Source organism: Kitasatospora sp. NPDC088779 (assembly GCF_040685395.1).
In the GTDB taxonomy this organism is placed as follows: domain Bacteria; phylum Actinomycetota; class Actinomycetes; order Streptomycetales; family Streptomycetaceae; genus Kitasatospora.
This window is the reverse complement of record NZ_JBFBHW010000061.1, coordinates 1-14,797: the sequence shown is the minus strand read 5'-3', so window position 1 is coordinate 14,797 and position 14,797 is coordinate 1. Positions and strand designations below refer to the sequence as shown.

At 75.7% G+C, this 14,797-nt stretch carries 14 protein-coding genes and 1 pseudogene; 9 read left to right on the top strand and 6 right to left on the bottom strand.

Annotation, left to right across the window (positions count from 1 at the left end; all coding sequences use genetic code 11):
- Positions 1-55 precede the first annotated feature (55 nt).
- From AB0P03_RS35475 to AB0P03_RS35465, 3 genes and pseudogenes are all read left to right on the top strand, one after another.
- Positions 56-733, top strand: a pseudogene (locus AB0P03_RS35475) (glycosyltransferase family 2 protein); the annotation flags it as partial.
- Complete coding sequence (locus tag AB0P03_RS35470) at positions 707-1,396, top strand: DUF2064 domain-containing protein (protein ID WP_363632732.1); 690 nt, start codon at positions 707-709, stop codon at positions 1,394-1,396. The pseudogene AB0P03_RS35475 and the gene AB0P03_RS35470, both read left to right, overlap by 27 nt.
- Positions 1,393-2,049 carry a class I SAM-dependent methyltransferase gene (locus AB0P03_RS35465; protein WP_363579898.1) on the top strand — a complete coding sequence of 219 codons (657 nt, stop codon included), beginning with the start codon at positions 1,393-1,395 and terminating at the stop codon, positions 2,047-2,049. The genes AB0P03_RS35470 and AB0P03_RS35465 overlap by 4 nt, the downstream gene beginning before the upstream one ends.
- A gap of 116 nt (positions 2,050-2,165) precedes the next feature.
- On the opposite strand, the gene AB0P03_RS35460 is transcribed toward AB0P03_RS35465, so the two are convergent.
- The 4 genes from AB0P03_RS35460 to AB0P03_RS35445 form a co-directional block, all read right to left on the bottom strand.
- On the bottom strand, positions 2,166-3,422 hold the full coding sequence (locus AB0P03_RS35460; RefSeq protein WP_363632697.1) for an MFS transporter: 1,257 nt from the start codon (positions 3,420-3,422) through the stop codon (positions 2,166-2,168).
- Positions 3,419-3,580, bottom strand: coding sequence for a hypothetical protein (locus AB0P03_RS35455; protein ID WP_363579896.1), 162 nt, complete (start codon positions 3,578-3,580; stop codon positions 3,419-3,421). The genes AB0P03_RS35460 and AB0P03_RS35455 overlap by 4 nt, the downstream gene beginning before the upstream one ends.
- A 323-nt stretch (positions 3,581-3,903) precedes the next feature.
- Entirely contained in the window at positions 3,904-4,512 is a 609-nt protein-coding gene (locus AB0P03_RS35450; protein ID WP_363579895.1) for a cytochrome b/b6 domain-containing protein, read from the bottom strand.
- Positions 4,496-5,209: a molybdopterin-dependent oxidoreductase gene (locus tag AB0P03_RS35445; protein ID WP_363632695.1), complete on the bottom strand. Its 714-nt coding sequence runs from the start codon at positions 5,207-5,209 to the stop codon at positions 4,496-4,498. The genes AB0P03_RS35450 and AB0P03_RS35445 overlap by 17 nt, the downstream gene beginning before the upstream one ends.
- Before the next feature lie 290 nt (positions 5,210-5,499).
- On the opposite strand from AB0P03_RS35445, the gene AB0P03_RS35440 reads away from it, so the two are divergent.
- The 3 genes from AB0P03_RS35440 to AB0P03_RS35430 all read left to right on the top strand — a co-directional run bounded on the left by AB0P03_RS35440 (position 5,500) and on the right by AB0P03_RS35430 (position 9,986).
- Positions 5,500-5,973, top strand: a complete 474-nt coding sequence (locus AB0P03_RS35440; RefSeq protein WP_363579893.1) for a hypothetical protein — start codon at positions 5,500-5,502, stop codon at positions 5,971-5,973.
- 311 nt (positions 5,974-6,284) lie between these two features.
- Entirely contained in the window at positions 6,285-7,499 is a 1,215-nt protein-coding gene (locus AB0P03_RS35435; protein ID WP_363632694.1) for a glycosyltransferase, read from the top strand.
- 90 nt (positions 7,500-7,589) lie between these two features.
- Positions 7,590-9,986 carry an ATP-binding domain-containing protein gene (locus AB0P03_RS35430; RefSeq protein WP_363632692.1) on the top strand — a complete coding sequence of 799 codons (2,397 nt, stop codon included), beginning with the start codon at positions 7,590-7,592 and terminating at the stop codon, positions 9,984-9,986.
- Here AB0P03_RS35430 and AB0P03_RS35425 read toward each other — a convergent pair.
- Positions 9,907-11,322 (bottom strand): glycosyltransferase 87 family protein, encoded by a 1,416-nt coding sequence (locus AB0P03_RS35425; RefSeq protein ID WP_363632691.1) that lies wholly within the window; start codon positions 11,320-11,322, stop codon positions 9,907-9,909. The two genes, AB0P03_RS35430 and AB0P03_RS35425, sit on opposite strands and share 80 nt — an antisense overlap.
- 113 nt (positions 11,323-11,435) lie before the next feature.
- Here AB0P03_RS35425 and AB0P03_RS35420 point away from each other — a divergent pair, with 113 nt between their 5' ends.
- Together AB0P03_RS35420 and AB0P03_RS35415 are read left to right on the top strand one after the other, a co-directional pair.
- Positions 11,436-12,539, top strand: coding sequence for a molybdopterin-dependent oxidoreductase (locus tag AB0P03_RS35420; RefSeq protein WP_363579889.1), 1,104 nt, complete (start codon positions 11,436-11,438; stop codon positions 12,537-12,539).
- Positions 12,539-12,961 (top strand): hypothetical protein, encoded by a 423-nt coding sequence (locus tag AB0P03_RS35415; protein ID WP_363579888.1) that lies wholly within the window; start codon positions 12,539-12,541, stop codon positions 12,959-12,961. The genes AB0P03_RS35420 and AB0P03_RS35415 overlap by 1 nt, the downstream gene beginning before the upstream one ends.
- Here the strand turns inward: AB0P03_RS35415 and AB0P03_RS35410 are convergent.
- Positions 12,936-13,787: an S-methyl-5'-thioadenosine phosphorylase gene (locus AB0P03_RS35410; protein WP_363632689.1), complete on the bottom strand. Its 852-nt coding sequence runs from the start codon at positions 13,785-13,787 to the stop codon at positions 12,936-12,938. The two genes, AB0P03_RS35415 and AB0P03_RS35410, sit on opposite strands and share 26 nt — an antisense overlap.
- A gap of 243 nt (positions 13,788-14,030) precedes the next feature.
- Between AB0P03_RS35410 and AB0P03_RS35405 the strand changes: the two genes are divergently transcribed.
- Positions 14,031-14,675: a transglycosylase family protein gene (locus AB0P03_RS35405; protein WP_363579886.1), complete on the top strand. Its 645-nt coding sequence runs from the start codon at positions 14,031-14,033 to the stop codon at positions 14,673-14,675.
- Positions 14,676-14,797: the final 122 nt, after the last annotated feature.

Genomic DNA, 14,797 nt, shown 5'->3' with positions numbered 1-14,797 from the left:
TTCCGTAAGGCTGCGCCGCCGCCGCACCCCGCCGTCCCGCACTTAGCGTGGCCGGGTGACCTCACCCACCTCCCTCGTCTCCCCCGTCGACGTCGTGCTGCCCTGCCTCGACGAGGCCGCCGCGCTGCCCTGGGTGCTGGGGCGGATCCCGGACGGCTGGCGGGCCGTCGTCGTCGACAATGGCTCCCGGGACGGCTCCGCCGACCTCGCCCGCTCGCTCGGCGCGACGGTGGTCGAGGAGCCCCGGCGCGGGTTCGGCGCCGCCTGCCACGCCGGGCTGCGCGCCGCCACCGCCGACCTGGTCTGCTTCCTGGACTGCGACGGCTCCCTCGATCCCGCCCAGCTCCCCCTGGTCGCCGGTCCGGTGCTGGCCGGCTCCGCCGACCTGGTGCTGGGCCGCCGCCGCCCGGCCACGGCCGGGGCGTGGCCGCTGCACGCCCGCCTGGCCAACACCGTCCTGGCCCGACGGCTGCGCGCCCGCACCGGCGCGCCGCTGCACGACCTCGGCCCGATGCGGGCCGCCCGCCGGGAACAGCTGCTGGCCCTGGGGCTCGGCGACCGCCGGTCCGGCTACCCGCTGGAGATGGTGCTCGCCGCCTCGGCCGCCGGGCTGCGGATCGCCGAGACCCCCGTCGACTACCTGCCGCGCGCGGGCCGCTCCAAGGTCACCGGCACCCTGCGCGGCACCCGCCAGGCCGTCCGCGACATGCGGGCCGTGCTGGCCGCGCCCCCGCCGACCCTGCTGGTGATCGCCAAGTCGCCCGCCCCCGGCCGGGTGAAGACCCGGCTCACCCCGCCGTACACCCCCGAACAGGCCGCCGCCCTGGCCTCGGCCGCCCTCGCCGACACCCTGCACACCCTGGGCACGATGCCGGCCGGGCGGCGCGTGCTCGTCCTGGACGGCGAACCGGGCGACTGGCTGCCGCCCGGCTGGGAGGTCGTCGCGCAGACCGGCGGCGGGCTGGACGAACGGCTGGCCGCCGCCTTCGCGCACGCGGCCCGGGTGGCCCCGCACGCCCCGGCGCTGCTGGTCGGGATGGACACCCCGCAGCTGAGCGCCGCCGCGCTGGCCGAGCCGCTGTCGGCCGCACGGCGGGCGGGCACGGACGCCTGGTACGGCCCGGCGGCCGACGGCGGCTTCTGGGCGCTGGGCCTGGCCCGGCCGACCGCCGAACTGGCCGCGCGCCTGCTGCACGGAGTGCCGATGTCCACCCCGAGGACCGGCGCGGCACTCCTGGAACGCCTCGCCGAAGCCGACTTGACGATTCGTCACCTTCCGCTGCTCACCGACGTGGACACCGCCGAGGACGCCCGCCGCGTCGCCGCCGAGGCCCCGGACAGCCGTTTCGCCGCCCAGCTGGGAACGGTCGACCTGAAGCCGGAGGTGGCGAGTTGACGACCGCCACCGCCTGGGTGGACGACCCGTTCGCCGAAGCCGTCCGCACCGGGCGCGGCCCGCTCTGGCTGCGCCGGGAGGACGGCCACCGCCTCCGGCTGGACATCGAACGCTGGTGCGCCCCGGCGGCCGGCGCCGACCACAGCCTGCTCCGGCGCTGCGCCCGCCGGGCCGCGCCCGTCCTCGACCTCGGCTGCGGGCCCGGGCGGCTGGTCGCCGCGCTGCTCGCGCTCGGCGTCCCGGCCCTCGGCGTCGACGTGACCAGGGCGGCCGTCGCCCGCACGGTCGGACTGGGTGGCCCGGCGCTCTGCCGCTCGGTCTTCGACCGGCTTCCCGCCGAGGGCCGCTGGGGCGCCGCGCTCCTCGCCGACGGCAACCTCGGCATCGGCGGCGACCCAGACGCCCTGCTCCACCGGGGCGCCGAACTCATCGCGCCGGACGGTCTGCTGCTGGTCGAGGTGGAACCCGTGGAGTTGGACGAGCAGGTCACCGTCCAGGTCGAGGGCCCGGACGGCCGGCTCGGGCCGGCCTTCCCCTGGGCCCGGCTCGGCACGGCCGCCGCCCTACGGCGGGCCCACGCCGCCGCCGGACTGGTCGAGGCGGAGCGCTGGACCTCGCACGGCCGCCGCTTCCTCGCCCTGCACAAGCGCTGAGGCGCACAAGGCCGTTGCCCTTGACGGACGCGACCCCACCCTCCTGACGTGTCGGCGGGTCCTCGGCAACGACGGCATCCCGGTCCCGCTGCCATCAGGACGGGCCCCGCAGCCCCTCAGCGGGCCCGCCCACCTGCCCGTTCCGCCGCCGCGCCCACCGACGCCGGCTTCGACTCCGGCTCCTGCTCCAGGCCCGGCGGCGGGGCGGACTCATCCGTCGGCAGCACCCGGTCACGCAGCCGCAGTCCGCAGACCAGGGCGACCAGCAGCACCCCGAGCACCGATCCCAGTACGGTGCGCAGCCCGTACGCGTCGGCGATCCGGCCGAGCAGCGGGGCGGCCAGCCCGCCCACCGACATCGCCAGGCCCAGGGTCAGTCCGCTGGCGGTGCCGGGCCGGTTGGGCAGGTAGTCCTGGGCCAGCGTCACCTGGGCGGCGAACGGCAGGAACATCGCCAACCCGAACGCGACGGTGGCGAGTTCGGCCACCGCGAAGGTGGGGGCGAAGGCCACGCCGGCCAGGGCGGGGGCGGCCAGCAGGTAGCCCAGCCGGATCGGGAGGAGCCGCCCGTACCGGTCGCCCAGCCGCCCGCCGAGCAGGGTGCCCGCCGCACCGGCCAGGGTGAGGGAGGTGAGGGCCACCGCCCCCGCGCCCGTCGAGGTGTGCAGGTCGCGCTGGAGGTGCAGGGCGAGCATCGAGGTCACCGTGACGTAGGGCACCGACCAGCAGACCGTGGCGACCACCAGCCGGCCGAAGGCCCGCCAGTCGTCGCGCTGTCCGCTCCCGGCCGCGCCGCCCGTGACCAGCGGCGGCGCGGGGGTGTGGCCCCGGCGGCGCAGCCACGGGCCCTGGGCCGCCCACAGTGCGCCCATCACCACTGCGGGGACGGCGAGCAGCCAGCTGCCGGCCAGGCCGAGCGAGCCGACCACGAGCGTCACCAGGGCCGGCGCCAGCGAGGCACCGAGTGTGCCGCCGACGGAGAACAGGCTCATCGCCTGCTGGGACTGGCCGCCCGCCGCTCTGGCCTGGTTGGTGGCGGGCGGGTGGTAGGCGGCGACGCCGATCCCGGCGAGGGCCACGCAGAGCCAGGTGAGCAGGTAGCTGTCGGCGAGTCCGGCGCAGCCGAGGCCCCCGGCGGCGGTCAGGAAGCCGGCCGGGACGAGCCAGCCGCGGTGGCGGCGGTCGACGAGCAGGCCGAAGAGCGGCTGGACCACGCTGGACAGGCCGGTGGCGGCCAGCGCGATCCCCGAGACGGCGGTGTAGCTGTAGTGCCGCTCGGACATCAGGAAGGGCAGCAGTGCCGGGACGGCGCCCTGGTAGAGGTCGTTGACGACGTGGGTGCCGGTCAGGAAGGCCAGCTGGCCGCGCTTCACGTGGTTCCTCCCTCGACCCGGAACGCGAGGCCCCGGTGCGCGGCGTCCCGGTGTGCGGTGTCCTGGTGCGCGGCGTCCCGGTCGAGCACCGGCTGCGAGGTGTCCTCGGCGGCGGCCGGCCGGACCTCGGCCAGGGTCAGTTCATGGAGTTCTGTCACGGTCACTCTCAAGTCCTCGGGTTCTCAGGTCCTCTGAGGAGTTACCTTAGAGTGCTGGTCAGAGCGAAAGCAAGGCATGCCTAACCTGGACGCCGGGTACCTACGAAGCCGGAAGGGCCGCCCGCGATCGACAGGGCGGCGAGGAGAAGATTGGCGCCGGGGTCCAAGGAGCCTTGCAGGATGCCGGTCGTGCACCACGCGTGCGGCTGTCGCCCAACCGCCTCTTGGCCCCACGGTCAGGGGTGCCCCGGCGGCACCCTTCGAGGCGTCCCGGCCGAGCCTGCCACACGCCCCGGGCCACGACAAGACGTCCGACCGGCCGCCTACTCCCGGCCCACCGGCCGCCACTGCGGGTGCTCGCGCTCGGCCCACCGGCGCTCCACCAGCCCGGTCCGCATCCCGAGCCGCGCCTGCGGATCCCGCCAGGCCATCCGGACGTGTCCGACCACCACCACGGCGATGGCGGCGGCCAGCCAGTCGTGGACGAAGGTCGCCCCGGTCCGCCAGGAGGGCGGGGCGAGGCGGGGCAGCCACATCAGCAGCCCGGTGCCGACGATCACCAGCATCGAGCCGAGCGTCCACTGCGCGTAGAGCTTCTGCCCGGCGTTGAACTTGCCCGCCGGCCGGTGCGGGGCGCGGCGCCGGACGGCGCGCAGCCAGTCCCAGTCCGCCGGGGTGAAGCGGCTCAGCCGGGCGGCGTCCGCGCGCAGCGCCCGCGAGGCGAGCCCGAGCAGCAGCGGCACGGGCAGCGCGAGGCCGCACCACACGTGCACCGTCACCACCAGCCGCCGGTTGCCGACCAGTTCGGCGAGCGGGGCGAGGTAGAGGCAGGCCGCCGTGGCCAGGCAGACGCCGGTCAGCGCGGCGGTCGTCCGGTGCACCCAGCGCTCGGCCCGGGTGAAGCGCAGCAGGAGTTCAGCCGGTGGGCGCATCGTCACGTCCGTTCGACCGGCCGACCCAGGCGTCGACGTCGTACCCGTCGCGCTCCCAGTAGCCCGGCTCCACCGAACCGGTCACGGTGATCCCGGAGAGCCACTTGGCGGACTTGTAGAAGTACATCGGCGCGACGTACAGCCGCACCGGGCCGCCGTGCGTGTGGGAGATCGGGCCGTCCTGCATCCGCAGCGCGACCAGTACGTCGTCCCGTCGGGCCTGCGCCAGCGTCAGGCTCTCGGTGTACGCGCCGTCGAAGCAGCTGAACCGGACGGCCCCGGCCCCCGGCCGCACGCCCGCGGCGTCCAGCAGGTGCGCGAGCGGCACCCCCTCGAACGGGGTGTCCGGCACCCGCCACCCGGTCACGCACTGCACGTCCCGCACGAGCCGCCGCTGCGGCATCGCCCGCAGGTCCGGCAGGCGGAACGTCACGGGCCGCTCGACCATCCCGTCGACGCTGAGCGTGTAGTCCGCCACGCTCCGCTCCGGGACGGACGACACCACCGAGTAGTACCGGAATCCGTTGTTGCCCGGCAGCAGCCCGCTCAGCCCGCTCGGGTCCCGTTCGGCCAACCCCGACTCGGCCCGTTGCAGGTACGGCCCCGCCGCCACCCCGACGGCCCCGAGCCCGAGCAGTCCGAGCACCACCCGCCGCCCCACCGGGGCGCCCCGGCCCTCTTCGCCTGTTCTGTCCACGCCCCCGATTGCACCAGCCCGAGCCCGGCCGGCGCGAGGCCCGGCACCGGTCCGTCAGCCTTTCGTCATCTTCGCCCGCAGGCTCCACGGCCGAGCGGGCGAGCGGGCGAGCGACCGAGCGACGCCGAGCGTCCGAGCGGCGGGAGATCGTTTTCCAGTCAAGTTCGACGATCTTTCGAACCCCGTATTCCCCCGGCTCCGGCCACGCCACTACGGTGCCACGCATCCCCGCTATTCCCCCCTCCCCGGCCGGCCGCGACCGCCGGGGCTACCGATCGGACCGGTGCGCCGTGACCAGAATCCTCCGTCGACTGTGGACCCACGCGGGAAGAGCGGCGGCCGTCGTCGCCCTCCTCGCCGCCGCCCTCACCGGCACGGCGGCCGGAACCGCCACCGCCGCCGCCCCGGCCGCCCCCGCGGCAACCGCCTCGGTGGGCGGCTGGACCTGCCCCGGAACGCCCGTCCCGGACGGCTACGTCATCACCATGTTCAACTCCAGCGGCTGCAACAACCACGGCGCCTGGTTCCAGGCACCCGCCCAGAACCGCCTGTGGACCTGCTCCGGCTCGCCGATCGTCTCCGGCTACGTCCTGACCAACTACAACCCCCAGGGGTGCAGCGGCGTCGGCGCCTGGTTCCACGAACTGGTCCGCAACGGCATCTGGACCTGCCCCTACTCGCCGATCCCGGCCGGCTACCGCAGCACCAGCTACGACGCCCGCGGCTGCAACGGCCTCGGCGCCTGGCTCACCATCAAGGCCTGACCCACACCCGGCGGGGCCCGACCGGAACTCCGGTCGGGCCCCGCCGACGTCGTCGCGTCGTCATTCCGGGCGAAGACCGCATCGCGCGCCGAACACTCCGCACACGCAGCACATGCGACACGCGCCGCACACAGCGTCTCACCAGCAGAAAAGAAGTCCGCCCGCAGCGGACGAGAAAAAAGGCACAGGAGGAAAAACCACTCCCGGCCACTTCCAACTTATAGCGTACGGGGGGCCTTGCGGCAAGGCCCTGGTCGTGCCGCACAATCGTCGACCTGAACCGGAATCCGCGGAAATTTGGGGTCGCGAAAATGCGTGTGCTGTTGTCGACGTACGGGTCCCGCGGGGATGTCGAACCGCTGGTGGGGCTCGCGGCGCGGCTGCGGGAGTCCGGCGCGCAGGTGCGGGTGTGTGCGCCGCCGGACGAGGACTTCGCGCAGCGGTTGGACCACATCGACGTGCCGCTGGTGCCGGTCGGCCCGTCGGCGCGGGCGCTGACGGTGGCGGCGCCGCCGCCGTCGTCCCTGCCGGAGCGCGCGGCCGCGGTGATCGCCGGGCAGCTGGAGGCGGTCACGGCGGCGGCCGAGGGCTGCGACGTGCTGGTGGCCACCGGCATGCTGCCGGCTGCGGCGGGCGCGCTGTCGGTGGCCGAGAAGCTGGGCATCCGCTCCGTGTCGGTGACCTTCCAGCAGCTCACCCTGCCCTCGCCGGGCCGCCCGCCGCTGGCGTACCCGGGCCGGCCGTTCCCGCCGGAGGTGACCGACAACCGGGTGCTGTGGGGCCTGGACGCCGAGAGCATCAACGCGCTGTTCGGCGCGGCGCTCAACACCAACCGGGCGTCGATCGGCCTGCCGCCGGTGGACGACGTCCGCGACTACGTCATCGGCGACCGGCCGTGGCTGGCGACCGACCCGGTCCTGGACCCGTGGCAGCAGCCCGCCGACCTGGACGTCGTGCAGACCGGCGCGTGGATCCTGCCGGACCGGCGCCCGCTGCCGGCCGGGTTGAAGGCCTTCCTGGCCGCCGGCGCACCGCCGGTGTACGTGGGCTTCGGCAGCATGCCGATGCTCGCCTCCCAGGACGCCGCCCAGGTGGCCGTCGAGGCGGTCCGCGCGCAGGGCCGCCGCGCGGTCGTGGCCCGCGGCTGGGCCGGTCTGGCCCCGATCGACGACCGGGGCGACTGCTTCGTCGTCGGCGAGGTCAACCAGCAGGCGCTGTTCGGCCGGGTGGCCGCCGTCGTGCACCACGGCGGGGCGGGCACCACGACGACGGCCACCCGGGCCGGCGCGCCCCAGGTCGTCGTCCCGCAGACCGCGGACCAGCCGTACTGGGCCGGCCGGGTGGCCCGGCTGGGCATCGGCGTGGCACTCGACGGGCCGACCCCGACCACCGAGTCCCTGTCGGCCGCGCTCAGGACGGCCCTCGCCCCCGAGACCCGGGTGTGGGCGACCGCCGTGGCCACCATGATCCGCACCGACGGCGCGGCGCTGGCCGCACAACTGCTGCTCGACGCGGCCGGCCGCTGAGGCGTGCCGGATAATTCCACCCGCCGCCACCCCCGATTCCTCGGCCGACCGCCCGCGGAATCGAAAAGCTCAGAACACCTGGAGCCAGGTTTGTCCCCCATCTCGTCCTCCTCATCCTCCTCATTCGAATCCTCCTCGCCCGAATCCCGCTCGCCCGAATCCTCCTCGCCCGAACCGAATTCACCCGCCGACGACTGGCGGTCCGGCGAACTGCGGGCGGAGAACGCGTACGTCGGCAGGCTGTACGAGCGGCTCGAAGCCCAGCGCGCGCTCGCGGCCGGCCGACTGCGCGAGGTCCACCTCCAAGACAAGGGCGGGACGATCCAGGCCCTCCTGGAGCGCGACACCATGGAGATCCACCACACCCGCCGGCTGGCTGCGCTGCACGCCGCCGAGTACGGGCTGTGCTTCGGCCGGATCGACGACGCCGACGGCGAGCGGCAGTACATCGGCCGGATCGCCCTGTCGGACGACGACCACGAGCCGCTGCTCACCGACTGGCGGGCGGCGGCAGCGGAGCCGTTCTACCGGGCGACGCCCGCCGCACCGGGCGGTGTGGTGGCGCGACGGCACCTGCGGACCAAGGGCCGGACCGTCGTCGACTTCGACGACGACGCCTTCGGCGTGGGCGCCCACGCGGGCCGCGACAACGCCGAGCTCAGCGGGGAGGGCGCCCTGCTCGCCTCGCTGACGGCGGCCCGGACGGGGCGGATGGGCGACATCGTCTCCACCATCCAGGCCGAGCAGGACCGCGTCATCCGCGACGCGCTCGGCGGCGTCCTGGTCGTGCAGGGCGGCCCGGGCACCGGCAAGACCGTCGTCGCCCTGCACCGCGCCGCGTACCTGCTCTACACCCACCGCGACCGGCTGGCCAAGCACGGCGTGCTGGTCATCGGGCCGAACACGACGTTCCTGCGCTACATCGACGAGGTGCTTCCCGCGCTCGGCGAGAGCGAGGTCGTGCTGAGCAGCATCGGCACGCTCTACCCGGGGGTGACGGGGACCGGCACCGAGACGCCCGAGGCGGCCGCCGTCAAGGGCGACGCCCGGATGGCGCAGGTCCTCGCCGCCGCGCTGGAGGGCCTGCGGCAGCTGCCCGAGGAGTCGTGGACCATCACCGTGGGCCGGACCTCGCCCTACAACCTTCAGCTCCGGATCGGCCGGGCGCTCTGCGAGCGGGCCCACGCCGCCGCGCACCGGAGCGGCAGGCCGCACAACGCGGCCCGGGCCGACCTGGTGGAGCGGCTCTCCTCGGAGCTGGCCCTGCGGATCGCCCGGGACCAGGGCGGGGAGATGGACCTGGACGCCGTGGCGAACCTCGCCGACGCGCTCGTCGACGAGCCCGAGTTCCAGGCCGTGGCCCAGAAGCTGTGGCCGCTGCTGAACCCGGAGCAGGTGCTCACGAGCCTGTTCGGCTCCCCGGAGCTGCTGGCGAGCGCGATGCCGGACTTCACCGAGGCCGAACGCGCCGCGCTGCTGCGCGAACTGCCCGGCCCGGAACGGGAGTCCGCCGCCGAGGCCGCCTCGACCGCTGCGACCACCTGGACCACCGACGACGTACCGCTGCTCGACGAGGCCGCCGAACTGCTCGGCCCGCTGCCGGGCGCCGCCGTCGCCCGCCGGGCCGAGGCCGCCGCCGAGGCGGCGGAGCTGGAGTTCGCCAAGATCGTCCTCGACGACTTCGGCGTGGGGCTGGTCGAGATGGACGCGAAGATGCTGGCCCGCCAGTACCGCGGCGAGGAGTCGCTCCGGCCGCTGGCCGAGCGCGCGGCCGAGGACCGGACCTGGGGCTACGGGCACGTGATCGTGGACGAGGCCCAGGAGCTGTCCCCGATGGCCTGGCGGATGCTGGCCCGCCGCTGCCCCGGCCGTTCCATGACGATCGTCGGCGACCTGGCGCAGACCGGCGCGCCGGCCGGGCTGAGCTCCTGGGGCCAGGCCCTCGACACGTACACGGCGGGGCGCTGGCGCACGGTGGAACTCACCATCAACTACCGCACCCCGGCCGAGATCATGCAGGTCACCGAAGGCGTCCTGCGGGCGCTCGACCCCTCGCTCGCCGCCCCCACCGCGGTGCGCAGCGGCGGAACCCGCCCGTGGAGCCTGCGGATCCCCGCGGACGGCCGGGCGGCGGCGCTGCGCGGCGCCGTCGAGCGGGAGCTCGCGGCACTGGACGGCGGTCGGCTGGCGGTCATCCACGCCCCGGACGCCCCGGCCGAACTGCTCGACGGGATCGCCGGGTTGGAAGGAATTTGCGTCAACGACGGTCCGGCGGCGCTGGATTCGCCGGCCGTCCTGCTGACGGCCGCCCAGTCCAAGGGTCTTGAGTTCGACGCCGTCCTGGTCGTGGAGCCCGCCGAGATCCTCGCGGCGCACGCCCACGGCGTGAACGACCTCTACGTCGCCCTCACCCGGGCGACGAAGTCCCTCGGGGTGCTGCACAGCCGGGACCTGCCGGAGATGCTCCAGGGCCTGGAGCCCCGCTGAGGACGGCGGCCGTTCTCCCGCGCCGCCGGGCGCCGACCGCGACGCACGCCAACGCGGCGCCGTAGGCGGCCTGTTGGGCCTCGACCCCGCCCGTCAGATAGAGGTACTGCCCGGCGGCGGGGACGGCGAGCCACTCCCAGCGGCCGGTGAGGCCGACCAGGGCCACCACCAGCAGGCCGTACCAGGGGTAGGCGGGCGCGGCGAGGAGCAGGGCCGTGCCGGTGACGAACAGGGCGCCGTCCCAGGGGCGGGCGGGGTCGCCGCGCCGGAGCACCCACAGGGCGACGGCGGCCAGGACCGCCCCGGCGGCCCACGGCAGCAGGGCGTCCGGCAGGAGGAGGGCGAGCAGGCCGAAGCGGTCGAGGTGCCCCTGCTCGTACCCCTCCTCCTTCAGGTAACCGGGCAGGTAGCCGAGCACGCCGGTGCCGGAGGCGGCGAGGTAGGGCAGGTAGGCCAGGGCGAACGCGCCGAGCGAGGCGCCCAGGAGCAGGGCGCTCTCGCGCGGGCGTCGGCGGGCCAGTGCGCCCGGCAGGGCCAGTGCGGGGATCAGCTTGACCGCCACGGCCGCGCCGAGCAGCGCGCCGGCCCGCGTCGCCTTCCGCCGGGCCGCGTACCCGAGGCCCACGACCAGCAGCAGCGCCCCGAGGGTGTCCACGTGCGCGTCGTTGACCGACCACACCGCCACGCCGGGGCACCACCCCCACAGCGCGGCCCGCCGGCTGCCCCGTCCGATCACGAGCAGCGCCCCCGTGGTCGCCACCGCGAGCAGGGCGCCGGCGGCCTGCATCCCGCGCACCCCTCCCCCGAAGGGGTGCAGGGCGAGGAACCAGGCCTCCGCGACCGGCGGGTAGATGGTGTGCACGGCGGGCCGGTTGATGCGGGTGCAGTCACCGGCGGCGGTGCGCCGCTCGTCCCAGCCGTCGCAGGCGCCGCCGGCCGGCCACAGGTCGGAGGTGCGCAGCCGGGCCAGCGCCGGGTCGTCCGGGGTGTGCGCGTACGGGGAGGTGCCGGCGGCCTGGACGCGGCCGTCCCAGACGTAGCGGTAGGCGTCGTCGCTGGTGCGCGGCGGGGCGAGCAGGCCGACGGCGGCGACGGCGACGCTCCCGGCCAGGACCAGGGGCACGATCTGACGGCCGCCCACCCGGCGCAGCGCCAGCAGGGCGAGCGCGTACAGGGCGGCGTCGACGGCGTACCAGGCGTACAGCGGTGCGCGGTGGCCGAGCGTGCCGCCGCCGGTGACGGTGAGGGCGAGCGCGGCGGTCAGGGCGGCCAGCGCGAGCAGGCAGGGCAGCACGCGGGCGGGCCGGAGGCGGGTGAGCGGGAGGCGGGTGGGCACCCGCCCACCCTGCCACCGGGCGGCGGCGCGCGACCGCAGCGGCGTGGCGCCGTTCGGATTCCGTAAGCACGTCGTACCGCCGCGAAACCGGGGCCCGGCGGTTCTATGGACGGGTGACTCCGAACCTCCTTCCGCGATTCCGCTCGGCGCTGCACGAGCCGCGCACCGCCGTGGTGCTCGGCCGCTGGCTGGGCTCCGCGCTGCTGGTGTGCTTCCTGACCGGGCTGGTCAGCCACGCCCTCCAGGACCCGCCCGGCTGGCTGACGCCGTATCTGTTGAGCCGCCCGGTGAACGGCTACCGGGTGACCCAGGGGCTGCACGTGATCAGCGGCCTGGCGGCCGTCCCGTTGCTGGGGGCGAAGCTGTGGACGGTCTACCCGCAGTTGTTCGCGTGGCCGCCGGTGCGCGGCGCGGCGCACGCGCTGGAGCGGCTGGGGATCTTCGTGCTGGTCGCGGCGATGCTGCTGGAGCTGTTCACCGGGCTGTTCGACACCCTGCAGTGGTATCCGTGGCCGTTCCCGTTCCGCCAGACGCACTTCTGGCTGGCCTGGCTGGCCACCGGCGGCCTGTTCGTCCACCTCGCGGCCAAGGGCCCGGTGATCGCGCGGCACTGGCGCCGCCCGGCGGCCGGGCTGCCGCAGCGGCGGGCGTTCCTCGCCGCCGTGACGGCCGCGGTGGGTGTGGTCACGCTCACCACGGCCGGGCAGACCGTCCCCTTCCTGCGCCGGCTGGTCCTGCTGGCCCCGCGCCGCCCCGACCTGGGCCCGCAGGGGCTGCCGGTCAACCGGACCGCCGCGCAGGCCGGGACGGTCACCGTGCCGGCCGACTGGCGGCTCCGGGTGGACGGCCCGCAGCCGTACCGGCTCTCCCTCGCCGAGCTGAACCAACTCCCCCAGTACGACGTGCACTTGCCGATCTCCTGCGTGGAGGGGTGGAGCTTCTCGGCGCGCTGGACCGGGGTGCGGGTGGCCGATCTGCTGGTCCGGGCGGGGGCCCCGGCCGGCTCGGGCCTGCTGATCACCTCGCTGGAGGCGGACGGCCCGTACCGCGAGATGCGGATGCCCGCCGAGTACGCCGTCGACCCGCTCACCCTGCTCGCCCTGCGGATCAACGGCGAGGTGCTGACGGCGGACCACGGATTCCCGGCGCGGATCATCGCGCCCAACCGGCCGGGGGTGCTGCAGACCAAGTGGGTCGCGCGCCTGGAGGTGATCTGATGCCCCGGTGGCTGCGCGCGGTACTGCTGCTCGGCGGCCTCGCCCTGATCGGCTTCGGCCTGTCGGGCCTGCTCACCGACTCCTACATCACCGCCCCGCTCGACGTGCTGGTCTGGGCGGTGGGCGGGGTGCTGCTGCACGACGGGCTGTGGGTGCCGCTGCTCTGCCTGGTCGGCGCGCGACTGGCGCGCGACTGGGCGTTGCGCGGCTGGCTGGTCGTCGCGGCGGCGGTGAGCGCGATCGGGCTGCCGGCGGTGCTGCGGGACGGCGAGAACCACGGCAACTCCTCCCTCCTGCCGCTGCCGTACCTGCGCAACTGGCTGCTGGTGCTGGCCGCCACCGCCGGGCCGGTGCTGCTGTTCGCACTCGTCCGGTGGTGGCGGCGTCGCCCGCGGGTCAGACGCCCGGCAGACCCGTCGTGAGCCCGTCCAGCGCGTGCGAGCAGACGCAGTCCCGGACGGCGGGCAGGCTCTCCAGCGCCTTGAACAGCACCGTGCGCAGCCGGTCGACGTTTCCGGCGAAGACCTCCAGCACCTCGGCATGGGTGACGCCCTCGCCGCTCTCCACGCCCGCGTCGAGGTCGGTGACCAGCGCCAACGAGGTGTAGCAGAGGCCGAGTTCGCGAGCGAGGACGGCCTCCGGGTGACCGGTCATGCCGACCACCGACCAGCCGTTCGCGGTGAACCAGCGGGACTCGGCGCGGGTGGAGAAGCGCGGGCCCTCGATCACCACCAGGGTGCCGCCGTCCACCGGCTCCCAGGCCGCGTCCCGGGCGGCGTCCAGGGCGGCGCACCGCCCGTCCGGGCAGTACGGGTCGGCCATCGAGACGTGCACCACCTCGGGCACCGCCCCGCCGGGCAGCGGCAGGCCGTCGTAGTAGGTCTGCACCCGGCCGGAGGTGCGGTCGACGAACTGGTCGGGCACCAGCAGCGTGCCGGGCCCGTACTCCGGGCGCAGCCCGCCGACGGCGCACGGTGCGAGCACCTGGCGCACGCCCAGGGAGTGCAGCGCCCACAGGTTGGCCCGGTAGTCGATCCGGTGCGGCGGCAGGCCGTGGCCGCGCCCGTGCCGGGGGAGGAAGGCGACCCGGCGGCCGGCCACCTCGCCCAGGAACAGCGCGTCGCTGGGCGGCCCGTACGGCGTGTCGACGCGCAGTTCGGTCACGTCGTCGAGCAGCGCGTAGAGCCCTGAGCCGCCGATCACGCCCAGTTCGGCGCGCGGAGCACCGGTTCCCTGATCGATCGTCATCGTTCGTACCCTTCCTCGGGGAGGCGTCCCGGCCACTCTAGGGTCCACGCGGCGGCACGGGTCCTTACGGTTCCGGGACGGCGGGCGGGGCCGGATGGCCGCGGGCCGACGGGGTGGTCCGGGGCGGCCGAGCGGGTGACCTGCCGGACGTGTCGGCGGCGACGCGCCCCACCCGGCGTGCGTCGGTGGGTGTGCGCCGCCTCCGGGCGGTGCACGCCCTGTTCCCGAAGCTGAGAGCCGCCGATGCCTCCCACCGTTCGTCTTCGCCGCCTCGTCCCCGCCGCCCTGTGCGTGCTCGCCGTGGCCCTCACCGCTCCCGCGGCCCAGGCCGCTCCCCCGGGCCGCGGCCCGGGCACCGACCCCGGCCGGGGGTACGACGGAGGGAGGTACGACTGGGAGAGCGTGGCGGCCTGCGAGAGCAGCGGCAACTGGCACGTCAACAGCGGCAACGGCTACTTCGGCGGCCTCCAGTTCGACACCCCCACCTGGCGCGACAACGGCGGCCTCGCCTACGCACCGCGCGCCGACCTCGCCAGCCGCGAGGAGCAGATCGCGGTGGCCCAGCACCTCGCCGGGCGGCGCGGCCTCTCCCCCTGGCCCGCCTGCGGCGCCCGCGCCACCCGCGGCCACGACCGCGAGCGCGACGCCGCCCTTCCCCCGCCGCCCGCACCCGCACCCGCGCCCGCGCCTGCCGCTGACGGCGCCGGCGCCGGCGCCGAGGCCGGCGACGGCGGGTGGACGGTCCGCGAGGGCGACACCCTGGGCGACATCGCCGAAACCCTGCGCGTGCCCGGCGGCTGGCCGGCCCTCTACGCGCTCAACCGCGCCGCCATCGGCGACGACCCCGACCTCATCCAGCCGGGCACCGCGCTGCGCCTGCCGTCCTGAACCCGGCTCCCGCACAGCAGTCGGCCCGCCCGGTCGCACAGGACCGGGCGGGCCGGCGGCCGCGGGCGCCGGGGCCGGCGCCCGCCGGGGCCCCCGGGGGGCGGGCGGGGGGGGGGTGGGCC